Annotated in this window: 24 protein-coding genes and 1 riboswitch; of the genes, 2 read left to right on the top strand and 22 right to left on the bottom strand. The window is 45.9% G+C overall.

From position 1 onward, the window contains the following. Positions 1-101 precede the first annotated feature (101 nt). Entirely contained in the window at positions 102-2,210 is a 2,109-nt protein-coding gene (locus K8U60_RS13520) for a type IA DNA topoisomerase (RefSeq protein WP_223640553.1), read from the bottom strand. A 139-nt stretch (positions 2,211-2,349) separates the two neighbouring features. Here K8U60_RS13520 and K8U60_RS13525 point away from each other — a divergent pair, with 139 nt between their 5' ends. Then, positions 2,350-3,024, top strand: a complete 675-nt coding sequence (locus K8U60_RS13525) for an oxidoreductase (protein ID WP_223640556.1) — start codon at positions 2,350-2,352, stop codon at positions 3,022-3,024. A gap of 44 nt (positions 3,025-3,068) precedes the next feature. On the opposite strand, the gene K8U60_RS13530 is transcribed toward K8U60_RS13525, so the two are convergent. The 17 genes from K8U60_RS13530 to K8U60_RS13610 all read right to left on the bottom strand — a co-directional run bounded on the left by K8U60_RS13530 (position 3,069) and on the right by K8U60_RS13610 (position 16,666). Next, positions 3,069-3,845, bottom strand: a complete 777-nt coding sequence (locus K8U60_RS13530; protein ID WP_223640559.1) for a sulfite exporter TauE/SafE family protein — start codon at positions 3,843-3,845, stop codon at positions 3,069-3,071. Positions 3,846-3,904: 59 nt separating this feature from the next. Beyond that, positions 3,905-4,132 carry a sulfurtransferase TusA family protein gene (locus K8U60_RS13535; protein WP_223640562.1) on the bottom strand — a complete coding sequence of 76 codons (228 nt, stop codon included), beginning with the start codon at positions 4,130-4,132 and terminating at the stop codon, positions 3,905-3,907. A gap of 56 nt (positions 4,133-4,188) precedes the next feature. After that, the gene (locus K8U60_RS13540) at positions 4,189-5,316 is read right to left on the bottom strand and encodes an MBL fold metallo-hydrolase (protein WP_223640579.1); all 1,128 of its coding nucleotides are present in this window, start codon (positions 5,314-5,316) and stop codon (positions 4,189-4,191) included. A gap of 41 nt (positions 5,317-5,357) precedes the next feature. Beyond that, positions 5,358-5,915, bottom strand: a complete 558-nt coding sequence (locus K8U60_RS13545) for a sulfurtransferase TusA family protein (RefSeq protein ID WP_223640582.1) — start codon at positions 5,913-5,915, stop codon at positions 5,358-5,360. Positions 5,916-5,957: 42 nt separating this feature from the next. Next, a complete protein-coding gene (locus tag K8U60_RS13550; protein ID WP_223640586.1) occupies positions 5,958-6,254 on the bottom strand; it encodes a rhodanese-like domain-containing protein in 297 nt (98 codons plus the stop codon). Positions 6,255-6,267: 13 nt separating this feature from the next. Next, positions 6,268-6,633, bottom strand: coding sequence for a rhodanese-like domain-containing protein (locus tag K8U60_RS13555; RefSeq protein ID WP_223640589.1), 366 nt, complete (start codon positions 6,631-6,633; stop codon positions 6,268-6,270). A gap of 31 nt (positions 6,634-6,664) precedes the next feature. Further along, positions 6,665-7,147: a DsrE/DsrF/DrsH-like family protein gene (locus K8U60_RS13560; RefSeq protein WP_191714935.1), complete on the bottom strand. Its 483-nt coding sequence runs from the start codon at positions 7,145-7,147 to the stop codon at positions 6,665-6,667. Between the two features lie 140 nt (positions 7,148-7,287). Continuing rightward, positions 7,288-7,548 (bottom strand): metal-sensitive transcriptional regulator, encoded by a 261-nt coding sequence (locus K8U60_RS13565; protein ID WP_191714934.1) that lies wholly within the window; start codon positions 7,546-7,548, stop codon positions 7,288-7,290. Between the two features lie 147 nt (positions 7,549-7,695). After that, positions 7,696-8,079: a DUF302 domain-containing protein gene (locus tag K8U60_RS13570; protein ID WP_223640606.1), complete on the bottom strand. Its 384-nt coding sequence runs from the start codon at positions 8,077-8,079 to the stop codon at positions 7,696-7,698. Between the two features lie 185 nt (positions 8,080-8,264). Then, entirely contained in the window at positions 8,265-9,650 is a 1,386-nt protein-coding gene (locus K8U60_RS13575; protein ID WP_223640610.1) for an SLC13 family permease, read from the bottom strand. A gap of 13 nt (positions 9,651-9,663) precedes the next feature. Beyond that, positions 9,664-11,163, bottom strand: coding sequence for a tripartite tricarboxylate transporter permease (locus K8U60_RS13580; RefSeq protein ID WP_223640615.1), 1,500 nt, complete (start codon positions 11,161-11,163; stop codon positions 9,664-9,666). A gap of 14 nt (positions 11,164-11,177) precedes the next feature. Beyond that, on the bottom strand, positions 11,178-11,636 hold the full coding sequence (locus K8U60_RS13585) for a tripartite tricarboxylate transporter TctB family protein (protein ID WP_223640618.1): 459 nt from the start codon (positions 11,634-11,636) through the stop codon (positions 11,178-11,180). A 65-nt stretch (positions 11,637-11,701) separates the two neighbouring features. Beyond that, positions 11,702-12,712: a tripartite tricarboxylate transporter substrate binding protein gene (locus K8U60_RS13590; RefSeq protein WP_223640620.1), complete on the bottom strand. Its 1,011-nt coding sequence runs from the start codon at positions 12,710-12,712 to the stop codon at positions 11,702-11,704. Between the two features lie 143 nt (positions 12,713-12,855). Beyond that, on the bottom strand, positions 12,856-13,530 hold the full coding sequence (locus K8U60_RS13595; protein ID WP_223640623.1) for a response regulator: 675 nt from the start codon (positions 13,528-13,530) through the stop codon (positions 12,856-12,858). Between the two features lie 17 nt (positions 13,531-13,547). Continuing rightward, entirely contained in the window at positions 13,548-15,122 is a 1,575-nt protein-coding gene (locus K8U60_RS13600; RefSeq protein ID WP_223640627.1) for an ATP-binding protein, read from the bottom strand. Between the two features lie 138 nt (positions 15,123-15,260). After that, the gene (locus tag K8U60_RS13605; RefSeq protein ID WP_223640630.1) at positions 15,261-15,710 is read right to left on the bottom strand and encodes an OsmC family protein; all 450 of its coding nucleotides are present in this window, start codon (positions 15,708-15,710) and stop codon (positions 15,261-15,263) included. Continuing rightward, the gene (locus K8U60_RS13610; RefSeq protein ID WP_223640632.1) at positions 15,707-16,666 is read right to left on the bottom strand and encodes a carbohydrate kinase family protein; all 960 of its coding nucleotides are present in this window, start codon (positions 16,664-16,666) and stop codon (positions 15,707-15,709) included. The genes K8U60_RS13605 and K8U60_RS13610 overlap by 4 nt, the downstream gene beginning before the upstream one ends. A 93-nt stretch (positions 16,667-16,759) precedes the next feature. Here K8U60_RS13610 and K8U60_RS13615 point away from each other — a divergent pair, with 93 nt between their 5' ends. Next, the gene (locus K8U60_RS13615) at positions 16,760-17,323 is read left to right on the top strand and encodes a GNAT family N-acetyltransferase (protein WP_223640637.1); all 564 of its coding nucleotides are present in this window, start codon (positions 16,760-16,762) and stop codon (positions 17,321-17,323) included. Between the two features lie 276 nt (positions 17,324-17,599). On the opposite strand, the gene K8U60_RS13620 is transcribed toward K8U60_RS13615, so the two are convergent. The 4 genes from K8U60_RS13620 to K8U60_RS13635 all read right to left on the bottom strand — a co-directional run bounded on the left by K8U60_RS13620 (position 17,600) and on the right by K8U60_RS13635 (position 21,130). Continuing rightward, positions 17,600-18,430 (bottom strand): MetQ/NlpA family ABC transporter substrate-binding protein, encoded by an 831-nt coding sequence (locus K8U60_RS13620; protein ID WP_223640640.1) that lies wholly within the window; start codon positions 18,428-18,430, stop codon positions 17,600-17,602. Positions 18,431-18,442: 12 nt separating this feature from the next. Then, positions 18,443-19,114 (bottom strand): methionine ABC transporter permease, encoded by a 672-nt coding sequence (locus K8U60_RS13625; RefSeq protein WP_223640644.1) that lies wholly within the window; start codon positions 19,112-19,114, stop codon positions 18,443-18,445. Then, positions 19,104-20,117, bottom strand: coding sequence for a methionine ABC transporter ATP-binding protein (locus tag K8U60_RS13630; protein ID WP_223640647.1), 1,014 nt, complete (start codon positions 20,115-20,117; stop codon positions 19,104-19,106). Before K8U60_RS13630 ends, K8U60_RS13625 begins: the two co-directional genes overlap by 11 nt. A 68-nt stretch (positions 20,118-20,185) precedes the next feature. Then, positions 20,186-20,290, bottom strand: a riboswitch (SAM riboswitch). Between the two features lie 51 nt (positions 20,291-20,341). Next, complete coding sequence (locus K8U60_RS13635; protein ID WP_223640650.1) at positions 20,342-21,130, bottom strand: carbon-nitrogen family hydrolase; 789 nt, start codon at positions 21,128-21,130, stop codon at positions 20,342-20,344. Positions 21,131-21,175 lie beyond the last annotated feature (45 nt).

Consider the following 21,175-nt stretch of genomic DNA (forward strand, 5'->3'; position numbering starts at 1 on the left):
CAGTGAATTGTTAGGTTATGCCTTCTTTATTCATTATCAAAGAAAGACTGGAGCCATTGCAACCAAACAAGCTTTTGAGTCTCAGCCCTTACTTAAAACCTTTAAAACTCCATCTTCAATTTGCCCTCTTCCAACACCAGTTTGGCGTTGAATTTCTTGCCGTTTTTCGAAACAAAGCCTTTAATGACTGGCGTCTTCCCTTTTGTGCACAAGTATTCAATCTGCTTGGCAGTTAAACGCTTCTTCAGGAAGGTTGCCGGAAATGACTGCTTGCAGCCATTGGCGTGTTCGGTGCAATTGTAAGAGCCTCTCCTTGATACGATCATACCGGTCTTGCATCTCGGACAAGGAGCGATTTCATCTTTGGCGCTGGGCGTCGCCATCTGTGCCGGCAATCCGTTCTTCTGCATTTGCCCAGGTACTTCATCGAGCAGCTTTTGGATGAATTTGCCGATCGTCGCCAGAAACACCTCCGCCGAACCTTCGCCCTTGCCGATTTTCTTCAGATAGGTCTCCCATTTCGCGGTCATCGACGGGCTGGAAAGCAAGTTCCCTTCGATGGACTGGCACAGGATGCGTCCTTTATCAGTGATTGAAACGATGTTTTTAGTTACTGAAATGTATTGATGGCGTTTGATCGTCTCGATAATTCCGCTTCTTGTCGCTTCTGTTCCCAGTCCTTCGACTTCTTTTAGGATCTCGGTGTCTTCCACATCCTCGACAAACTTCCCGCAGGTCTTCATCATGGCGATCAACTGGCCTTCCGTATAGGGTTTTGGCGGTGTCGTCATACTTTCTTTTATGTCGACCTTGCTCTTCACCCGCTCCTGCTCCCGCAATTCCGGCAAAGAGGGTTCCTGCTTGGTTTCCTTCGCGGGTGGAAACAGCTCTCTCCAGCCTTTTTCAAGCTCGGTTTTTCCAGTTGTGAAAAATGCCAGTCCTTTGACGTCCGTAGTCACTTTGGTTTCGGCGTAGCGGTAATCTTTATGGAACATCGCTAGAGTTGTGCGCAAAACTTCTTCATAGAGATTTCGTTCGTCTCTTGCCAACCCTTCCAGTTTTCTTGCGGTCGGAATGGTTTTCGTTGGAATGATGGCATAGTGCTCCTGAACTTTGGAGCTGTCCACAAATCGCTTTTTAGGTGATTTGGAGGCAACCGGGAATGGTGCATCGATCAACTGCTGATATTTTTCGACTTGTCCTGCCAAATAGCTGAACTCACCCGGTGTAATATGCTGGGTATCGGTCCTTGGATAGCTGACAAGTTTCTTTTCATACAATCCCTGCATGACAGACAACACTTTAGCCGGACTGTATTTCCATTTCCGGTTCGCTGCAGCCTGCAAGGTCGATAACGAATGAAGCTGTGGCGGCGGTGTGCGTTTTTCGGTGGTCTTCATCTGAGTCACAATGCCTTCTTCCTTGGCAGTAATGGCATGTTTGGCCAAAAGCTCTTCTGCTTCTTTCCGCTCTTTTGCCCTCAGCTTTGCTTTGCCCTTGTAGCGCCCTTTTTCCGCGTCAAAAACACCTTCAATTTCATAAAAAGGCTCTGGTACAAACGCTTCAATTTCTTTTTCGCGCTGATAGATCAGGAACACGGTTGGTGTCTGCACACGTCCGATGGCAAAGACTTCGTGAATGCCTTTTTCCTGAAGCAAAAGGGAGTATAGGCGGGATCCGTTCATCCCGACGAGCCAATCACTGATTTGACGCGCTTTGGCTTCCTGATACAATAATAGGTCCTGCCGATTGTCCCGCAGTTCCTGAAAGCCTTTCCTCACTTCATCCGCTTCCAGTGAATTGATCCATAACCGCTGAATCTTCTTGTTTTTGGCACCTGTCTGGTAATAGATGCTATAGAATATATTGGAGCCTTCCCGGTCAACGTCACAGGCGTTGATGACCGTATCGGTCTGGAAAATCAATTTTTTGATGATGCCAAATTGCTGTGCCTTGCCTCTTGCCACCTGAAACTGATAGGTATCCGGCAAAATCGGCAGCGCAGTCAGCGACCATTTTCCCCATTTCGGGTCATAGGCCTTCGGTTCTTTTAGTTCCACAAGATGTCCGATTCCCCATGTGATATAGGCACCCTCCGGAAAAATCGCATCGGGTGCAAGTTCAATATAGCCATCGCGTTTCACGGACTTGAATGCTTCCGCATAGGCTTTTGCCTGGCTTGGTTTTTCAGCGACTATCACTGGTTTCATGCGCTTCTTCCTTTCCTATCGATCTTTCTCTTATTGTACCCCTTCAGCCAAAGAATCAAAGCAAAAAAGACAATTCCCTGTATAGTGGGGTATAGTAAGTTCTAACAGATAGATGACACAGAAAAAGGAGTCGTTCAAAATGAACAACAAAACCGCTTTACTGGCAGGTGCCAGCGGACTGGTCGGCAACGAATTGCTCCATATCCTTCTAGAAAGCCCCCATTACAAAGGGGTGAAAATTTTGGTGCGCCGTCCACTCGACATGGCACATGAAAAACTGGAACAAGTAATCACGGATTTCGACAAACTGGACGATTATGCTAAGCACTTTGATGTAGATGATGTCTATTGCTGTCTCGGCACCACCATTAAAAAAGCCGGATCACAGGATGCATTCAAAAAAGTCGATTATGAGTATCCCTTAAAGATGGCTGAATTGGCAAAGTCGCAGCAGGCAAAGAACTTTCTGATCATCACTGCCTTGGGTGCTGATGCTGAGTCAAAAGTCTTCTACAGCCGTACCAAAGGGCAGCTGCAAGTCCGCCTGAAGAAAATAGGCTTGACGGCACTTCATATTTTCCAGCCCTCTTTACTGCTTGGCAATCGCCAGGAATTTCGATTGGGTGAAAAAGCAGCCACCATCCTTAGCCCGGCCATCAGCAAATTGCTGATGGGAAAAATGAAAAAGTATAAGCCTGTCGAAGCAAGAGATGTCGCACTCGCCATGTATGAAGTAGCTCAAATCGAGCGCACTGGCAACTACACTTACCCACCAAACCGAATCGAAAAAATAAGCGCCCAAAGCGCTGACTGATAAAAAGAGAGGGCGCCTGTTACAAGGCGCCCTCTCTTTTTGCACTAAAGGATATCTGTCCAGATTTTAATCGCTGTAGCTAAAATCAGTAGAGCCAATATCCATTGCAGGTATTTGGTATTCATTTTTTGCCCCAGCTTCGCTCCAAGAGGCGCTGCTAGTATACTTGCGACAATCATAACAGCTGCCGGGCCATACAAAATCTGATCGGTAACGATTTTGCCGACTGTCGAACCGATGGAGGACAGAAAGGTAATCGCAAGCGAAGTCGCGATGGTCATCCGGGTCGGGATCTTCAATACGACCAACATGATCGGCACCAGGATAAAGGCACCGGCTGCCCCAACGATTCCGGCAGCGATCCCGACGATAAACGCCAATCCTGCTGCCAGCCATTTGTTGAAAGTAACCTGATCCAGCGGGATATCATCCACGCCTTTTTTCGGCATGAACATCATGACAACCGCGATGGTCGCCAGTACCGCGTAGACAATATTGATGGCCTGCTCAGACAGCAAAGTCGATCCGTAGCCGCCGATGAAGCTCCCCACTAAAATGGCGCCCCCCATATAAGCGATTAGGGTTTTATTCAAATAGCCGCTGCCACGGTATGCCCAAACACCGGCAATCGTCGCAAAAAAGACCTGGATGGCACTGATGCCCGAGACTTCATGGGCGCTGAATGCCGTGTACCCCAACATCACCGGTATGTAGAGCAGCATCGGATACTTGATGATCGAACCACCGATTCCCACCATTCCTGAAATGAAGGAACCTACAAAGCCGATCAGAAAAATGACAATGATAAAGTCCATACTCATTTCTTTTCACCTCTCTAAAAGGGAAAAGGGCATCATGGCGATGCCCTTTAATCCGGTTCTTAGCCTTTCTTGATCCAGAATGTAAAGACATCTCCATTTTTTTGCGAATCCAGCAACTCATGGCCGCCGGATTTTGCCCATGCAACTAAATCCGCTTTCGCGCCATTATCGGTTGCCAGAATTTCAAGAATCTGTCCACTTTCCATTTCTTTCATTTCTTTTCTTGTTTTTACGATCGGCATTGGGCATGCCAGCCCTTTTGCATCCAATACTTTATCTGCGTTCATCAAAATCTCTCCTTTTGGTTTTTATTTACTGTTAACTTTTTTCTCTAAATCGTTGCTTAGCGAACCGCACAACGGTTTGGTCCGATTTCCATTTCACGCTGAACTTCTTCATCAGGCGTAATCTTGCCCATATTCGTTTTGCGGATATCCTGATAAGCGTTCGGCTGCGGCGGCAGGTTTTTTGTGACCATATCACGGAACTCCTGCTCATCTGCAATATTCAGGCCATGGTTTTTCTTGAACAGATCACCTAATTTTTTAGCGACACTGCCATCTTCGTTCAACTCTTCCATGATCATGAAATGAGCCGGCAGAACCACAAGTTCATTGGCTAATTCCTTGTAACGTGTGTACAGGGATTCTCTTAAATCGCCAACCCAGTCATCAGCCAAGCCTGCAAGATCCGGCCGTCCGATAGAGTCGATGAATAGAATATCGCCTGTCATCAAGTATTTATGGTCTACGATGAATGAGGTAGAACCGATTGTGTGCCCCGGTGAATAAAGAGCTTCAATGTCGATTTTCGAGTTGCCGATCGCCACTTCCAAGTCGTTTTCCAAAGCCGTATAGCCAAATAACACTTCTTCCGCGTCAGCCGGCGGCAAGTAATAAGTTGCGCCTGTTGCTTCTGCAATTGCACGGCCCCCGGAAATATGGTCAGCGTGCAAATGCGTATCGAATACATGCTTGATGGTTGCGCCTTTTTCTTGCGCGAAGTCCAAGAAGATATCTGTCATGCGTGTTGCATCAATAACAGCGGCTTCCCCTTCAGAGATGGCCATGTACGACAGGCATCCCTTGCCAAGACGAACAAATTGATACATTTCGCCGCCGCCTTGCAATTCACCGACTTTCACTGGTTCCAGGTGCTCACTCCAAGCTTTCATGCCGCCTTCAAGATAGGCCACGTCAACGCCTTCCTCTGACAGCATTTCTGCCACCATGACGGAAGAGCCTTCTTTTGCACAGACTACCAGGATGTCTCTATCTGTCGGCAATTCTGAAACCACTTCTTCGACGCCGTCCAATAAATCGAAATAAGGGGTATTTATATACTGGATATTCCCGCCTTCGATTTTCCAATCAGCAAAGGCATCTCCATTTCGTACATCCAGGATGAACAATGGCTGATTGTTCACTACTTTCTTTGCTACTTCACTTGCTTTCATCGCTTTTACCGTCATACTTAAATTACCTCCAGGGGTATATATTTTTCTAAATTTTTTTACTCTGTCTTCCCTGTCCAGTTGCTCATGCCAGGTACTACATTGTATAAAGTGCCAAAACCATTTTTGGCCATCATATCTCCTGCAATGCCGCTTCTTCTTCCCGAATGGCAAATGATATAAATTGCATTTTCTTTGGCTAATTCAGCCATTCGTGCTTCGACTTCGCCTAAAGGAATGTGGATTGCTCCCGGAATATGGGCTTCTTCAAACTCATCTTTTTCACGGACATCCAGAATCGTCATGTGCTCGTCAGCTTCCACCTTTTGAGTGAAATCAGCCAGTGAAATTTCTGGAATGGTGATGGTTTCTTCAGGAGCTCCAGCTCCATCTTTGCGAAGGAAATGATGTAAAACGTCCCCTTCAGTTTCAGTGCCGATATATTGATGGCCTGAACTCTTTGCCCATGCCTGCAGATCAGCTGTTGAACCTTTATCTGTTGCAAGGATTTCCAATACTTTTCCTGAATCCATCGTTTTCATCATCTTTTTTGTTTTCACGATTGGCATCGGGCATGCCAGCCCTTTTGCATCTAATGTTAAGTCAGTTTGTACCATTTATATTCCTCCTTGGAAATTTGCCTGTTCTTCAGCAGGCGTTTAGTTTGTTTCGCCATTCCAATCCAGCATTCCGCCATCCATATTGGTCACTTTATAACCATGGTTTTCAAGGAAATTGGTGGCTTGTCCGCTTCGTCCGCCTGAACGGCAAACCATGATATATTCTTTCGATTTATCGAGTTCATTCATCCGAAATTCCAGTAAGCCCAAAGGAATATTGGTGGCGCCGGGAATTTTCCCTGCCGCAACTTCATTGGTTTCCCGAACATCGATCAAATTGATTGCTTGTTTGCTTTCCACTAATTCCTGAACTTGCTGAGTTGTCATTGTTTTCATTATAATTTCTCCTTTATGCGCGGTAGCTGCTCATACCGCCTCTAATATTTGTGACGGTGGTGAATCCGTTCTTCTTCAATAATTGGCTGGCTTTGCTGCTGCGTACACCGCTTTGGCAAATGATCAGTACTTCTTTTTCTTTTGACAATTCATTCATACGCTTCGGCAACTCATTTAATGGGATGTTCTTAAAGCCCTTAATGTGGTTCCCTTTGAACTCTCCCGGCGTTCGAACATCGATATACTGCTTATCTTTCTTGCCGAGCTGCGTTTTCATTTCTTCTGTAGAAATCGATTCGATTCTTTTAGCCGGTGAAGTGAACCGGTAAGCTACCCAAAGAGCTGCCACTCCAATCAGAACCCATAGTATCCATTCCATGCTGCATCTTTCCCTTCTGCTATAAATGCGATTAGATGAATAGGTTGACGTTGCCGTCTTCGGCATCTCCAAGATAGGCAGCGACTCCTGCATATTCGACTCCGTCCAACAGTTCTTCTTTCTGCAAACCAAGAAGGTCCATCGTCATCGTACAAGCGATCATTTTTACGTCCTGTTCTTCTGCCATTTCAATTAATTGGGGCAAGGTCAGTGCATTGTGCTTTTTCATGACTTGCTTGATCATTTTAGGTCCCATTCCGCCGAACTGCATATTCGATAAACCAAGTTTATCTGCACCTCTTGGCATCATTTTCGCAAACATCGTTTCTAAGCGTCCTTTTTTCAACGCTGGCGGATTTTCTTTCCGTAATGCATTCAATCCCCAAAATGTATGGAAGATTGTCACTTCATGATCGTATGCCGCAGCACCATTGGCAATAATGTAAGCTGCCATCGCCTTATCATAATCCCCGCTGAATAATACGATCGTCGTCTTCTTTTGCTCTTGTGCCATTTTATTGCCTCCATTTTTAATTACCCGTGGGGGTATATTTTATTTCGAAAAAAAATGACGTTTTATAGTGGCGCCGCACTTTTAAATACCCTACAGGGTATAATAAAGCATGTCTTTCTGAAAGTCAAACAAAACTTTTTTTATCTGCTTTTCACTAGCAAGTCGACAGCTTCTTTTACCATGCCTTCAGTGCTTTCGCCTTTTTCGATGCTTTCGCGTACACATGTCTCCAGGTTATCGCTGACAATAACACCAATGGCGCGATCAACTGCGCTTCTTACCGCGGATAGCTGCATGACTACGTCTCTGCATTCTCCATCATTTTCAACCATTTTGATGACACCGCGAAGCTGGCCTTCTATTCTTTTCAATCGATTCTCAACAAGTTTGTCGTATTTCATCTTAACTATGCCTCCTATAAATAATATAAGGATGTTTAACTAACCCCCATACTATACCCCTAAGGGTATTAAGTCAAGCTATTGGCTCGCAATAAAATCGATCTAAGAAACATGGCAAAAGCAACTGTCCGCAGACCGTGCAGCAAGTTATGCAGATTGATCGATGCACTTGATCAATCGCTCTTCAATATCTTCAGCAATCGATTTGATATTCTCGTCTTCCACCATGCTGATTAAAGCGGTGGGCTTCGGCATGCCGATTTTCACGCTATCGCTTTCCTTATAGACAACGATTTTACATGGCAGGAAATAGCCGATCATCAAGTTTTCCGATAATACGCGGTTCGCTTCTTTCGGGTTGCAGACTTCCAAAATAGTGTAGGGGGTATCAAAGTCTTCTCCTTTTTCCTGCAGTTTTGCAGTTAAGTCGAAATTCCATAAGACACCGAATTTCTCTTCCTTTAAATTCTCTTCCAATGCTTGCACGGCTTCACTCACCGTTTTAGATGTATCTACTGTGTAATTAAACATATTCATATTCCTCCTCTTATTTTTGGTCTTATAAGTACCCTACCCGGTATATTTTAAGGTAAACATTCGAGAGGAAGGCGCCTTAACCAAAAAACCTTCATCCTCTAGTGATCGGATGAAGGTTTTTGAAGACATTCAGTTTTCCGTTCTGATATCTTCCTGCAGTTCGATTTCTGCGAATGGGTTCATTGCCAAAAGAATACTGCCCAAGTAATCGCTATGGCAGTAACCACAAAACTCGAATACCCCCCGATAATGAGTTGTTCCTTTAAGGAGAATGCATTTTTTTGAAAAGCAAGAAACGTCGTGGGTGAGTGAATTGGTAAAATGGTAACGCCACCGATCATCATAATGACTAAAAAAGCAGAAGACATGACAGACAAATCCAGAATACCTGCGTAGTTTATGATAATAGGAAAAATAATGATCATGGAAGTGGAAGGAACAACAAACAGGAAGCGCAGGATAAAGATAAAGCAGGCAATGTAGACAGTATTCCCGAAGTCACCCAGTCCATCCGGCAGCAGACCCATCAACTGCTCAGCCAGTACAAAGGCAGTCCCGCTCTCTTCAATTATGTAGCCTAAGGAAAATGATGAGCCCAGAAGCAAAAAAGTTTCCCAATCATAATCCCTTACTGTTTTATTCGTTATCAGCCCATTGACCGGCATCGCATAGTAGCCGACCAATAGCAGCGGCGCCAAAACCAACGGCACCTGCTGATGGTCTAAAACAATCCAACTGACGATCATGATGACAAAAGGCAGCATAATCCACCAGAACCTCGGCGGAAGCGCCCCATCTTCCATTTGAGGAATTTTCGAATCAGCAGCAACTAGAAGAGCGCTATTCCGCTTAAAGTAAAACCAGACCCCGAAGCTTACAAGCAGCATGGCCAGCCATAAAGGAGGAGCGATGCGCAAAAACCAACCAAGCCACGAAATTTCGATGTCGCCAAAATCCTTCAACAATTGTGCTGCCAAAATCGGAAATCCGCCGCCCGTAAAGACAATCATCGTCGCATTCTGATTCAGCATACCGATTGCATACATGCAATATTTTCGGAACAAGCTTTCCTGGCCAAAACCAAACCGATCATTCACCTGCTCGATAATCGGTTCGAGTATACGAAACCGCGCGACCGCCGACGGCAGAAGGATAGGCATAAATACAATCAGCAGAGGCAGACCGAGTAAAATTGCCCGGATTCCGCCTCTGCTGAATTTTATGATGATATGGGCAAAAACACGGTCCACTCCCGCCCTCACTAAAGCGGCAGAAATGAGGGACAGCACTAAGATAAAGTAGAGAGCATTCGATAGAAATCCTCTGAAGGCTTCTTCCGGCTCATCTACAATACCGAACAGCAGCATCAATCCGATCAATACTAAACTTGATGCCGCAACAGGCAGTGGACTGAGTGTCCAGAAATAGATGGCAATCCCGAGCAGCAGGAGTGTTGATTGCTGTTGAAGTGAATAGGCGGAGCCTAGATCTGTATAAAAGAGGCCAAATGCAGCTAGAACCAACAGCAACAGGCTTAGCCATGGCCGAAGTCCAGAAAAACTCACCTGATTCCCTCCCTTACATTTTAGCCAGCTTGCGTCGGCTTCTCCACTTAAGAAGACCCGGTATGACAAGCGACAAGAAGGCGACGAGGATCAAAGACAAAGGCAGTGGACTGTTGACAAAAATCGCTAAACTGCCATTTGAAATCGTCATCGACTGTCTGAATGCCTGCTCCATCATGCCGCCCAGGATGAATGCCAGGATAAATGGCGGAGCCGGGAAAGAAAAGACCCGCATCGCAAATCCCAAGGCACCAAAAACAAGGAGCATATAAAGATCGAACACATTAAAGCTGATTGAGTAAACACCGATCAAACTGAACATGATGACCAGTGAAATCAATAGCGGCCTCGGAATGCTCAAAATTTTAGCCAGGTACGGAATAAGAGGCAAGTTCAAGACCAACAGAAAAATATTCCCTAAGTACATACTTGCAATAATTCCCCAGAAGATTTCAGGTCGATCCGTCATCAAAAGCGGACCCGGCTGAACGCCCAATACCAAAAATGCGCCCAACATAACTGCTGTCGTTCCTGAACCTGGAATACCAAGACTCAGCAACGGCACAAACGCGCCACTTGTTGCTGCATTATTGGAACTTTCCGGAGCAGCTAACCCTTTGATGGACCCTTTCCCGAATTCCTCCGGGTTTTTCGAAATGCGTTTTTCGAAAATATAACTGATGAATGAGGCGATTGTTGCGCCTGCCCCAGGCAGAACGCCCAGGATGAACCCAACAAATGATTGGCGCGTCATCGGACCGCTCATCTCTTTCAAGTCTGCACGGCTTACCTTCAGACTTCCAAGTTTCTGGTCATCGCTCAAACTGCGGTTTTTCCGGTTGAGGACCAGCATACAGACCTCTGCGATGGCAAACAGGCCAAGTGCAATAATCAAAAAGTCAAACCCATCAAACAAGTTTACATTTCCGAAAGTGAATCGCTGCGTACCAGTTTGCGGATCAATTCCTATCGTGACGACCATTACGCCTGCTACAGCAGAAATCATGGCTTTTATAGTAGAACCTTCAGATAAACTTGAGATAGCCGTCAGTCCCATCAGCATCAAAGCGAAATAGGCAGGCGGTCCAAAGGAAATGGCTACGCTTGACAGGGCAGGTGCCAATAGCATCAGCATGATGACCGATACGGTTCCCCCAAAGAATGAAGCGATCGCTGCAATAGCCAGCGCTTTTCCGGCTTTGCCTTGCTGGGCCATTGGATAGCCGTCAAAAGCAGTCGCAACGGTCCCAGAGATTCCCGGAGCATTCAATAGGATCGAAGAAGTCGATCCACCGAATACCGCTCCATAATAGACACCAGCCATCATCACCAATGCCGGTGCCGGATCCATCCCATACGTGATGGGGATCATAATCGCGATGGCGCTGATCGGCCCCAACCCAGGCATCATCCCGATCAGTGTTCCTACAATGACACCGATTAAAACAAACAAGATGCCTTCCCAGCTTAAAGCAACCTGGAAACCTGTTATCATTCCATCAAAAGCATTCATAAAATCCACACCCCCTATATTGGTAAAATGCCTTTAGGCAGCGAGATTCCTAATGCAAAAACAAAAATCGCATACATGCCCAGAGGAAATAAAATTGAAACGATGATATTCGTTTTCCATTTGGTATATCCTAAAAACCAAGAGCTGAAAAAAATGAATACAGCCGTCATGATGATGAATCCAAGCGCTTCGAATAATAAAATATAAAGAAAAATCATTGCGAAAACAGCCAACAACACCAATAACTCTTTTTTAGGGATATTGCGTTTCTCTTTTTCCGCTTCCGTTTCAATGGCTTTAGAAAAAAACAGCGCCGCGGACAGAATGAGCATCAACACGCCGAGGCCTTTGGGTATAACGTCTGCATCTACAGGAGCATACGGATAATTAGGCAATTGAAAACTTAAGAACAAGTAAACGGCCGCGATGATGAATAGTATAAGACCAATTCGTTGATTAATTGTCGACAGCATGTAGAACGCCTCCTTCAGACTGAAAAGAGAGAAACCGAATAGTCGCTATTCGGCTTCTGCTTCTTTTAGTTTCCTAAACCAATTTCTTCTAGCAATGTTTCGATCTCTTGATATTCTGTATTCAGAAATTCTTCATATTCTTCCGAATTCAAGTACATTTCGTTCCATCCATATTTCTCACGTACTTCAGCAAACTCTTCAGATTCACTCAATTCCTGGAATTTCGCTTCATAAAATTCTACGGCCGCCGGGTCCATGTTCGGCGGTCCAAAGAATCCGCGCCAGTTGATGAAGCTTTCATCGATCCCTTGTTCAATAGCTGTAGGGAAATCTGAAAGAATTTCACCTTCCAAACGCTCTTCAGCTGTTATACCGAGGATTTTGATGTTTCCGGCACGCACTTGTTCTACCACTTCACCCACACCTGTAGAAAATACGTCCACTGAGCCGTTCAGCACTGAAGTTAATGCACCGCCATCCTGATCGGATACGTATTTGATCTGAGTCGGATCGACTCCAGCCGCTTTAGCGATGCGGACGAACTGCATGTGATCCATGCTTCCCGGTGCTGATGTTCCAACGACCGTCACACTTTCAGGATCTTCTTTCATCTGGTCGAACATGGCATTCAGGTCGTCCCATTCGCTGTCTGCACTTACTGCAAAGGCACCGTAATCTGCAATCATATTGGCTAAAGGTGTGAAATCTTCATGGCCAACTTCGGACTGTCCATTTAAAGGAACGAACATCAACGGAGGAGATGCCACGAACAAATTGTACGGGCTGTCGTCTTGTCCATGAATGTAAGACCACGCAATCGCGCCTCCGCCACCTTCTTTATTCACTACTGTCATGTTTTCTTCAATGATCCCTGTTTCCCCAAAGACCCGTGCCACTTCACGTGCTGTTGTATCCCAGCCGCCGCCAGCTCCAGCGGGTGCCACCATTTCGATATTTTGTGTGGGTTCGAATGCTCCACCCTCTCCAGTGTCCCCGTTAGTGGATTCTTCTGAGTTACACCCTGCAAATACCAAAGCACTGCCGGCTAAAATGGTTGTAAGTATCGTTTTTTTCATTTGACTTCCTCCTCTTGTTTTTCAATTAAACTGAGTATAACTGCGAATTTTCAGAATGTAACCGTTTGCAAAATAAGGTTTATAAAGAGTTTAGAATTTTTTATGTTCATAAAGTTCACAAAAAAAAAGACTGATGAGTACTATCAGTCTTTTTTCGTATAATAATGCCGTTCGGGCCTTCCGACAATTCCATAGGCCAGTTCAGCAAAGCATTCATCAATGGCTACAAGATGTTCCAAATACCGGCGGGCCGTGGTTCGTGACGCACCCATCTGCTCCCCCATTTTTTCAGCAGTGATGCCGGAGGATTGCTCTGTCAACACGTCCCTCACCTTCTCTAAGGTCAAGGGATCGATTCCCTTGGCACCTATCGCCGGTTTCGGAGCAAGTTCGACACCAAAAAACTCATCCAGAAAACCCTGGTCGATATTGCTGGTGTTTTGGAGCGTCTTTTTGTTTTCCATGTATTTAATGATTGTGGAAACGAACCTTTCCAAGGTAGCTGGTTTGATGATGATGCCTTTTACACCTTTGCGAATAGCCGTTTCAACATACCCCTTATCATTTTCAGCGGACACCAGGATGATATCGGTTTGGGGGCTTACGGAGCGGATATCATCAATCAAATCGATGCCGAGGCCATCCGGCATATAATTGTCTAAAATGACCAAATCAATTGCATGTTCTTTTACAGCCTTTAAGGTTTCTTCGCAATTGCCTGCTTTCCCAAGTAGATTCACTTCGGGGATTTGCTTCAGAAATTGTTCATGGATATTTGCCACCCGAAAATCATCTTCGGCAATATAGACGTGTATCATTCATTTCTCCCACTTTCCTATTTTGGTAAAAAGACGGTGAAGACAGTGCCACGCGTTAACTCCGAATCTACTTCTATTGACCCTTTCAATTCCTCGACGGCCTGCTTAACGATGGCCAGCCCATAACCCCTGTCCTTTTTCCCAAGCTTTGTTGAAAAACCCAGTTTGAATAATTCTTCCATATGTTCAGTCTGTATACCGCGTCCTGTATCTTCCACTTCAATCACCAAATCATGGCCAAGGTCAGTGACAAAAAAAGACACCTCTCTGATAGCCTGCTGCGCAACTTCTTCAATTGCATTATCAATCAGATTCCCCAGAATATGAATAAGCTTGGCAATATCAAAATGTTCCGGGAGTGCCTCCAACGAACTGTTTTCATCAATGATCAGCTTGACTTTATTTTCAGATGCCTTTCCTATCTTGCCAAGCAGGATGGCCTGTACTTTTTTGTCTTGGATATGATCCAGCATATGCTTCGTTTGATTCTTGTGGATTTGTGTTTCCTGCTGAATCAAATTGATGGCTTCCTCTTTTTGTCCGAGCTGCAGCAATCCTGAGATGGCATACAGCTTATTGGAATATTCATGCGTCTGGGCCCGCAGCCCTTCTGAATACTGCTGAATCTCCGACAAAGTCTCCAATACCTCCTGAATATCCGTTTTTTCCCGGAAAGTTGAGACCACACCAACGATTTGCCCTTCATGTGTTATTTGTGTCCGGTTGATGATAAGAAGCTTATCTCCAATCAGCATTTCCTCGTTGCGGATCGTCTTTCCGGATTGCAGAGCGTCCTTCATCTTTGACTGAGGGATAGCTTCGGCAATATCGGAATTGATCGAAGCTTGTGTAAGCCCGAGCATCCTTTCTGCAGATTGATTGATTTCTGTGATTTTCCCTTGATTATCAATGGCAATCACGCCTTCTACAATTGAAGAAAGCAAAGCTTCACGATCCCGGTACATTGCCGCTATTTCACGCGGTTCCAGTCCCATCGTGTCTTTTCTGATGTTCTTTGCCAGCAGGATGCTGCCGATAATCCCGATCGCCAAAGCCAACAATACAAACTGCAGCAGTTCCAGAGTTTTTCCAATAATGATCTGTTGGATATCTTCCATCAAATAGCCAACCGACACCAATCCCACCACATTGCCGGTGCCATCGAAAATCGGGGCTTTTCCCCTTAAGCTTGGTCCCAGCGAGCCCCGGGCTTCAGACGTATAGAATTCGGCATTTACCAACGCCCGGTCATTGTCGCCGCCTACCATCAACTGACCGATTTGAGAAGGATTCGGGTGGGAATATCGAATTCCAGCACGATTGCCGACTACGATAAATTCTGCACCGACTTGCTTTCTCATGTACTCAGCTAAGGGCTGGATGGTTTCTTCAGGATTTTCATCACCCATCGCTTCAACGACACTTGGCATGACGGAGATGCCGATGGCGGTTTCCAATGCGCGCGTCCCAACATTTTCTTTGGTATCACCAATTTCGTTATAGATAACAATTCCACCAAAAATAATGGTGACGAATAAAATCAATGACATACTCAATATAATAATTTTCGCTTGAAGCGATAAGTTCCGCATAGTTGATACTCCTAAAAATACTGAATTTTTAATATTTGTAGTCTATCACATTTCGCGCAAAGAAAAAGTCCGTTTTAGAAACAACTTAACCAAAAAACCTTCATCCTCTAGTGATTGGATGAAGGTTTTTAAAGAAATTCAGTTTTCCGTTCTGATATCCGCCTGCAATTCGATTGCTACATTGCCTTTGATGGCACGTGTAATCATGCAGGAGCTTTCGGCTTTTTCCGCCAGCTTCTGTGCCAATGCCAAATCTTTTTCGGAAGCATCAGCTTTCAGGACCACTTGTGGTTTATGGATGATGCGCTTATAAGTGATTACGCCTTTCTCCACTTCCACAATGCCTTCCGATTCCATGGTCAAGGATTGCTTTTCCAATTTGCTGCGCTCCATCATAGCAGCGAGCGTAATGATATAGCAGGTAGCTGCAGCACCCAGCAGCATTTCATCAGGATTCGTGCCGATTCCCGGCCCATCCATTTCCGGCGGGATCGAAATCCTGGTTTTCAGCCCGCCGACTTCAATGTCACCTACATCGTTGCGGAGGCCTGGCCAATCCGCTTTCAGATGAAAACTATGCAATGTCATAAGATCTCTCCTTCTGGATTACTGGTTGTCGCCATTTCCGCTAGATGCGGCATCGCGGTCAAAGCTCCTGCTTTTGTCGCACAAAGCGCTCCCAGCTTATTGCCGAAATCGGCACAGGCAACGACTTCCTGCTTTGTTTCAGGCAAGCCCCGCAGATGGACGTGGCGAATGACGCCAGCCATAAAGGCATCACCCGCGCCTGTCGTGTCCACTGGCTGCACGGGGAGAACCGGTATATGATGAATTTGATTTTGAAAAACCGCATGGGTCCCATTTTCACCATCCGTTACCAATACCAGTGGGATAGCAGTACGGGCCAATCGCGAAACTCCTTCTTCAAGCGATTCCGTTTCCATCAAAAAAGCAAGTTCGGCAGTTGTCAACTTGACGATGTCTGCCAATGGGAGAAAATCGAGTACGGTTTCCCGGCAATGCTCTTCGCTTTCCCAGCGCAACGGTCGAATATTGACATCGTATGAACACAGAACGTCATGCTCTTTTGACAGTTCAAGAGCTCTTCGGGTTGTGGATCTCGCTTCCGGATGGAAAAGGGTACCGGAGCAGAAATGAAAAATACTTGCCTTTTCAAAAGCTTCTTTCCGCAGTTCATGGCTCCTTACTTGCAGGTCTGGCGTTTCATTGACATAGTCCGCGAATACGCGATCGAATTCAGGAGTCAGATGAATATACACACCGCTTACCCGCTTTTCCGGTACCTGTATGGCGTGTGTCAAATCCACCCCTTCCTTCAACAACTCATTCCGCACAAAAGCCGAGGTATCGTCATCTCCTGTGATGGTGATGAATCCTGAGGGCAGACCCAATCGGCTGACGCCTGCAGCTACGTTCACTGTAGCGCCTCCGAGGTGGCGGTTGAATGAATCATTGCTGGTAGTTGCGGCTATATAATCCACAAATGCATCTCCGTATGTCAGGACATGCTTGGTATTCCCCATAGTATTGCCTCCTTCGTGTTAAAGGGCTCTTTCATTGATATACTATTATTTCAGTCAATGCAGACTTAATGCAAGCAAAAGGAGTAGATCACGATGAATATCAGCATTCGACAAGCGCAACCAGAAGATGCAGGGAAAATCGCCCCTCTCATTATCAATGCAATCGGCGAAATCGCTGACCATATGACAGCGCAGAAAGAGCCGCAAGCTGTACTGAAAAAAGTCGAAGACATGATTCGCGGTGAACATACTCGCCACAGTCACCGCTATACGTATACAGCTATTGTGAATGGAGCCATTGCGGGCGCGCTGGTGCTTTATCACGGCAAACAAGCTGAAGCCCTGGATCGTTATTTGATTGAACAGCTGAAAAGTGAAGGCCACGAGCGGACAATCGAACCCGAAGCCCACCTGGACGAATGGTATATCGATACCGTCTCAGTCGATCCCGCCTTCCAGGGACATGGCATCGGTTCCAAGCTATTCGAATTTGCAGAGGAACTGGTTCACTCTCAAGGAGGCGGCAAACTTTCTTTGAACGTCGACATCGGCAAAGAAGCTGCCATTCGTCTCTATAAACGTCTCGGCTATTCCATTTCCGAACCATGGACTATCATCGGCGAACCTTTCCACCACATGGTCAAGACAGTTTCCTGAAAGCACTATTTGATAGTGAAAACTTTTTTAAATATATAAGTGAAACTAATAAGTTATAACAGAAACAATGCTGTTATGGATATTCCACAAACCAGCTCCTAAAAACCCGGTGCTCCTGCATCGCTGCGCTAGCTTCGTCCGCGGAAAGCATCCGCCTGGAGCACTTTCTTCGGTTCTTCACTCTTATTGAGTAAAAAAAGAAAATTCTTAAGCTCGACTTAAATAGACAAAAGCCGCTCCAGATTTTCTCGGGAGCGGCTTTCTGTCTAGGAAATATTATTCAGCCATCCATTCCGGCTTGCCGAAGCCTTCAAACTCTTCATCAATTACAGCTTCAAATTCATCAGATTCCACAATTTCCACTAAGTCAGCAGCCAATTCACTGTCTTCATTTTCAGCATTGACCGCCACAACATTGCGGTATTGGTCAGGCATGTTCTCAAGGGCCAACGCGTCAAGCAGGTCCATCTCCGCAGCGATTGCAAAGTTTCCGGGGACAGCTGCCAAATCAGAGCCGTCCACTGCACGAGGCAACTGGCCCGCTTCAATTGGCTGGAACTCCAGATTTTTCGTATTCGTAACGACATCTCTTTCCGAAGCCTGCAAGACTTCCGCTTCCGGATCCAGTTCAACCAAGCCTTCATCCTGAAGCATCAAAAGTGCGCGTGCCCCGTTTACCGGATCATTCGGAATCGCGATGGTCGCTCCATCTTCCACAGCTTCCAAGGAATCGTATTGGTTTGAATAGATGCCCATAGGCGCTGTCGGCACCGTAATCAATGCAGACAGGTCCATGCCGTTCTCCTGTTCGAAGTTTTCCAGGTAAATTGTATGCTGGAACAGATTGGCATCGATATCTCCGCCATCAAGTGCCACGTTCGGCTGAATGTAATCGCTGAATTCGACCAGTTCCACTGTATAGCCTTTTTCCTCTAAACCAGGCACAATCGCCTTGCTCAGCATATCGCTGTATGGACCTGCAGTAGCTCCTAATTTAATGTCCTTTGAAGCTTCTTCTGTCGTTCCTGCAGAGTCGCTTTCTTCCCCGCCGCCGCATGCTGCCAGAGCCAATGCACTCGCTGCTAAAATAAATCCTAATTTTTTCATGTCATTCTCCCCTTATCGTTTATCGATTGCTTTCGCTGTATAATCTCCTGCTTGCTGAATCAATTGGACCAGCACAATCAAAATGACGACTGTGACGATCATGATGGTGTTGTCGTACCGGTAATAGCCGAAGCGGATGGCCAAATCTCCGATGCCTCCGCCACCTACCACACCAGCCATCGCCGAGTAGGCGACCAAGCTGATGATGGTCAATGTCACACCTTGGATGATGCTCGCTTTCGCTTCAGGCAAAAGAACGTCTTTAATGATCATCCATGGGGTTGCACCCACTGCAATCGCTGCTTCGATGACGCCTTTATCAATTTCACGGAGTGAGTTTTCCACAATCCGTGCGAAAAAGGGAATGGCAGCAACCGATAAAGATACACTGGCCGCAATCGGACCGATTGTCGTTCCTGTGATCAATTTCGTCAACGGGATGAGTGCCACCAATAGAATGATGAATGGAATGGAACGCACGATGTTAACAATAAAGCCGATTACCGCATTGACCGGCCGATTTTCAAGAAACAGACCGCGGTCTGTAATGAATAATAAGATTCCAAGTGGCAGCCCAACAATCAACGCGACAGCTAAAGAAATTCCGATCATCGTCAATGTTTGAAAGAAGGCCGTCTGTATTTCCGGCCACAATTCAATAATCCGTCCCCATTCAATGCCCATTCGGAATCACCTCCACAATTGCTGATCTGCTTTCCATATACTTCAATGCGTCCATAACCGCAGTAGAAGTTCCTTTCAACTCCATGATAAAAATACCGAGAGGCTGTTCCTGAATGTACTCGATCGCTCCGTGTAAAAAGTTCCCTTTTACCGGGTAATTCTGCAGCATATCGGAAATCACGCCTTCTCCTGCCACGCCGCCTTTGAACAGCACTTTCACCAGTGTGCCTGTAAATTCGCTCAAAATATGCTCTGGTACATTGAACGATACGACACTGGATATGAATTCCTTGGTCAATTCCTTTTGTGGATCTGCAAAAATATCATATACCTGGCCTTCTTCGATGACGCGTCCCCCTTGCATGACGGCCATGCGGTCACAGATTTCCTTGACGACATTCATTTCATGCGTGATGAGGACAATCGTGATATCCAATTTACGGTTGATGTCTTTCAACAAACGCAAAATAGATAAAGTCGTATTCGGGTCAAGGGCGGAGGTAGCTTCATCGCACAGCAGAACGGCCGGATTGTTGGCAAGTGCCCGTGCGATGCCGACGCGCTGTTTTTGCCCGCCGCTCAATTGTGCCGGATAAACATCCCGCTTGTCGGATAAACCGACCATTTCGAGCAGCTCTTCCACCCGCGTTTTAATGTTTTTTGCAGGAGTTCCTGCTGCGCGAAGCGCAAAAGCGATATTGTCGTAAACCGTCTTTTGGCTGATCAGATAAAAATGCTGGAAAATCATGCCGATTTTCAACCGGGCTTTTCTCAGCTGATCTCCGTTCAGTTGGGTTAAATCGTTGCCATCTACCGTCACACTGCCAGAGGTCGGCCGTTCCAGCAGGTTGATGCATCGGATCAGCGAGCTTTTTCCGGCACCTGAATAGCCGACGATCCCGAAAATCTCGCCTTTTCCGATATCCAATGATACATTGTCCACTCCGGTGATTGTGCCATGCTTAGTTGTGTAGGTCTTCGTCAATTTCTCAATCTGTATCATAGCGTCCTCCCGGCAATAAAAAGATGCCTCTTTCATCAAGAAAGAGACATCGAAAATTTTAGTTTCTCGACTTATCTTCCAGAACATTTGCATGTTCCGTTGGATTTGGCACCTTCCCAATCGGGGGTTGCCGGACGTCATAGGGCCTATCCCTCAGTCTCTCTTGATAAGTTTACGTTATTTGATTAAATTTTATGTTACAGGCATTAATTACGAGTGTCAATCTACTTTTTGAATTTTTCGTACAATTTATCGCGGCGGTCTTCAAAAACCGGTATTCGCTTCCGGACTTCTTCCACTTCATCCAAATCGATATCGATATAAGCGACGCCTTCATCTTTTTTCATGTCGAGACGGACTTCTCCCCATGGAGCAATTGCCATCGTGCTTCCCCCAAACTCGTTGTTTGGATCGCTGCCGATGCGGTTTACTGCCACAATAAAGCATTGGTTCTCGATCGCTCGCGCCTGCAGCAGGATGCGCCAATGATCAATTCGTGCCTCCGGCCATTCAGCTGATACAAAAACTAATTTTGCACCATTCAGTGCCTGCGCGCGAATCCATTCAGGGAAACGGATATCGTAGCAAATGACTCCGCCGTAAACGGTATTTTCCAACTCGAATGTACCCAGTGAATCTCCTTCTTCAAGATGGATATGCTCATCCATCAAGCAAAAGCGATGCGCTTTATCATATTCCGAAATAAGCTCTCCATTTTTGTCGACGACATACATCGTGTTATAGAAACCACCGTTCTTTTTCGTCGAAACAGATCCACCGACAATATTGACCTTGTGTTCTTTCGCAAAACTCTTCAGCAACTCCACGGTCCGGTTCGTGCTGTCTGCAAGTGTATCAAGCTCTGTCAATGCGTATCCCGTATTCCACATTTCGGGCAGGACAATCGTTTCCGCTCCACCTTCGGCCGCTTCCTTTAAATAGTCCATGACCCGTTGATAATTCAGTTCCGGTTCTCCAAAAGCGATATCCATCTGAACGCATGCAATTTTCATATGTTTCTCCTCCACTAGACAAGTTACCTACAACTCTATAAGATT

The sequence above is a fragment of the Planococcus circulans genome (assembly GCF_020023385.1).
GTDB lineage: Bacteria > Bacillota > Bacilli > Bacillales_A > Planococcaceae > Planococcus.

Bases quoted from the DNA above. Each gene is read 5' to 3' on its own strand.
- K8U60_RS13520 (WP_223640553.1), bottom strand. From the start codon at position 2,210: ATGAAACCAGTGATAGTCGCTGAAAAACCAAGCCAGGCAAAAGCCTAT.
- K8U60_RS13525 (WP_223640556.1), top strand. From the start codon at position 2,350: ATGAACAACAAAACCGCTTTACTGGCAGGTGCCAGCGGACTGGTCGGC.
- K8U60_RS13530 (WP_223640559.1), bottom strand. From the start codon at position 3,845: ATGAGTATGGACTTTATCATTGTCATTTTTCTGATCGGCTTTGTAGGT.
- K8U60_RS13535 (WP_223640562.1), bottom strand. From the start codon at position 4,132: ATGAACGCAGATAAAGTATTGGATGCAAAAGGGCTGGCATGCCCAATG.
- K8U60_RS13540 (WP_223640579.1), bottom strand. From the start codon at position 5,316: ATGACGGTAAAAGCGATGAAAGCAAGTGAAGTAGCAAAGAAAGTAGTG.
- K8U60_RS13545 (WP_223640582.1), bottom strand. From the start codon at position 5,915: ATGGTACAAACTGACTTAACATTAGATGCAAAAGGGCTGGCATGCCCG.
- K8U60_RS13550 (WP_223640586.1), bottom strand. From the start codon at position 6,254: ATGAAAACAATGACAACTCAGCAAGTTCAGGAATTAGTGGAAAGCAAA.
- K8U60_RS13555 (WP_223640589.1), bottom strand. From the start codon at position 6,633: ATGGAATGGATACTATGGGTTCTGATTGGAGTGGCAGCTCTTTGGGTA.
- K8U60_RS13560 (WP_191714935.1), bottom strand. From the start codon at position 7,147: ATGGCACAAGAGCAAAAGAAGACGACGATCGTATTATTCAGCGGGGAT.
- K8U60_RS13565 (WP_191714934.1), bottom strand. From the start codon at position 7,548: ATGAAATACGACAAACTTGTTGAGAATCGATTGAAAAGAATAGAAGGC.
- K8U60_RS13570 (WP_223640606.1), bottom strand. From the start codon at position 8,079: ATGTTTAATTACACAGTAGATACATCTAAAACGGTGAGTGAAGCCGTG.
- K8U60_RS13580 (WP_223640615.1), bottom strand. From the start codon at position 11,163: ATGAATGCTTTTGATGGAATGATAACAGGTTTCCAGGTTGCTTTAAGC.
- K8U60_RS13585 (WP_223640618.1), bottom strand. From the start codon at position 11,636: ATGCTGTCGACAATTAATCAACGAATTGGTCTTATACTATTCATCATC.
- K8U60_RS13590 (WP_223640620.1), bottom strand. From the start codon at position 12,712: ATGAAAAAAACGATACTTACAACCATTTTAGCCGGCAGTGCTTTGGTA.
- K8U60_RS13595 (WP_223640623.1), bottom strand. From the start codon at position 13,530: ATGATACACGTCTATATTGCCGAAGATGATTTTCGGGTGGCAAATATC.
- K8U60_RS13600 (WP_223640627.1), bottom strand. From the start codon at position 15,122: ATGCGGAACTTATCGCTTCAAGCGAAAATTATTATATTGAGTATGTCA.
- K8U60_RS13605 (WP_223640630.1), bottom strand. From the start codon at position 15,710: ATGACATTGCATAGTTTTCATCTGAAAGCGGATTGGCCAGGCCTCCGC.
- K8U60_RS13610 (WP_223640632.1), bottom strand. From the start codon at position 16,666: ATGGGGAATACCAAGCATGTCCTGACATACGGAGATGCATTTGTGGAT.
- K8U60_RS13615 (WP_223640637.1), top strand. From the start codon at position 16,760: ATGAATATCAGCATTCGACAAGCGCAACCAGAAGATGCAGGGAAAATC.
- K8U60_RS13620 (WP_223640640.1), bottom strand. From the start codon at position 18,430: ATGAAAAAATTAGGATTTATTTTAGCAGCGAGTGCATTGGCTCTGGCA.
- K8U60_RS13625 (WP_223640644.1), bottom strand. From the start codon at position 19,114: ATGGGCATTGAATGGGGACGGATTATTGAATTGTGGCCGGAAATACAG.
- K8U60_RS13630 (WP_223640647.1), bottom strand. From the start codon at position 20,117: ATGATACAGATTGAGAAATTGACGAAGACCTACACAACTAAGCATGGC.
- K8U60_RS13635 (WP_223640650.1), bottom strand. From the start codon at position 21,130: ATGAAAATTGCATGCGTTCAGATGGATATCGCTTTTGGAGAACCGGAA.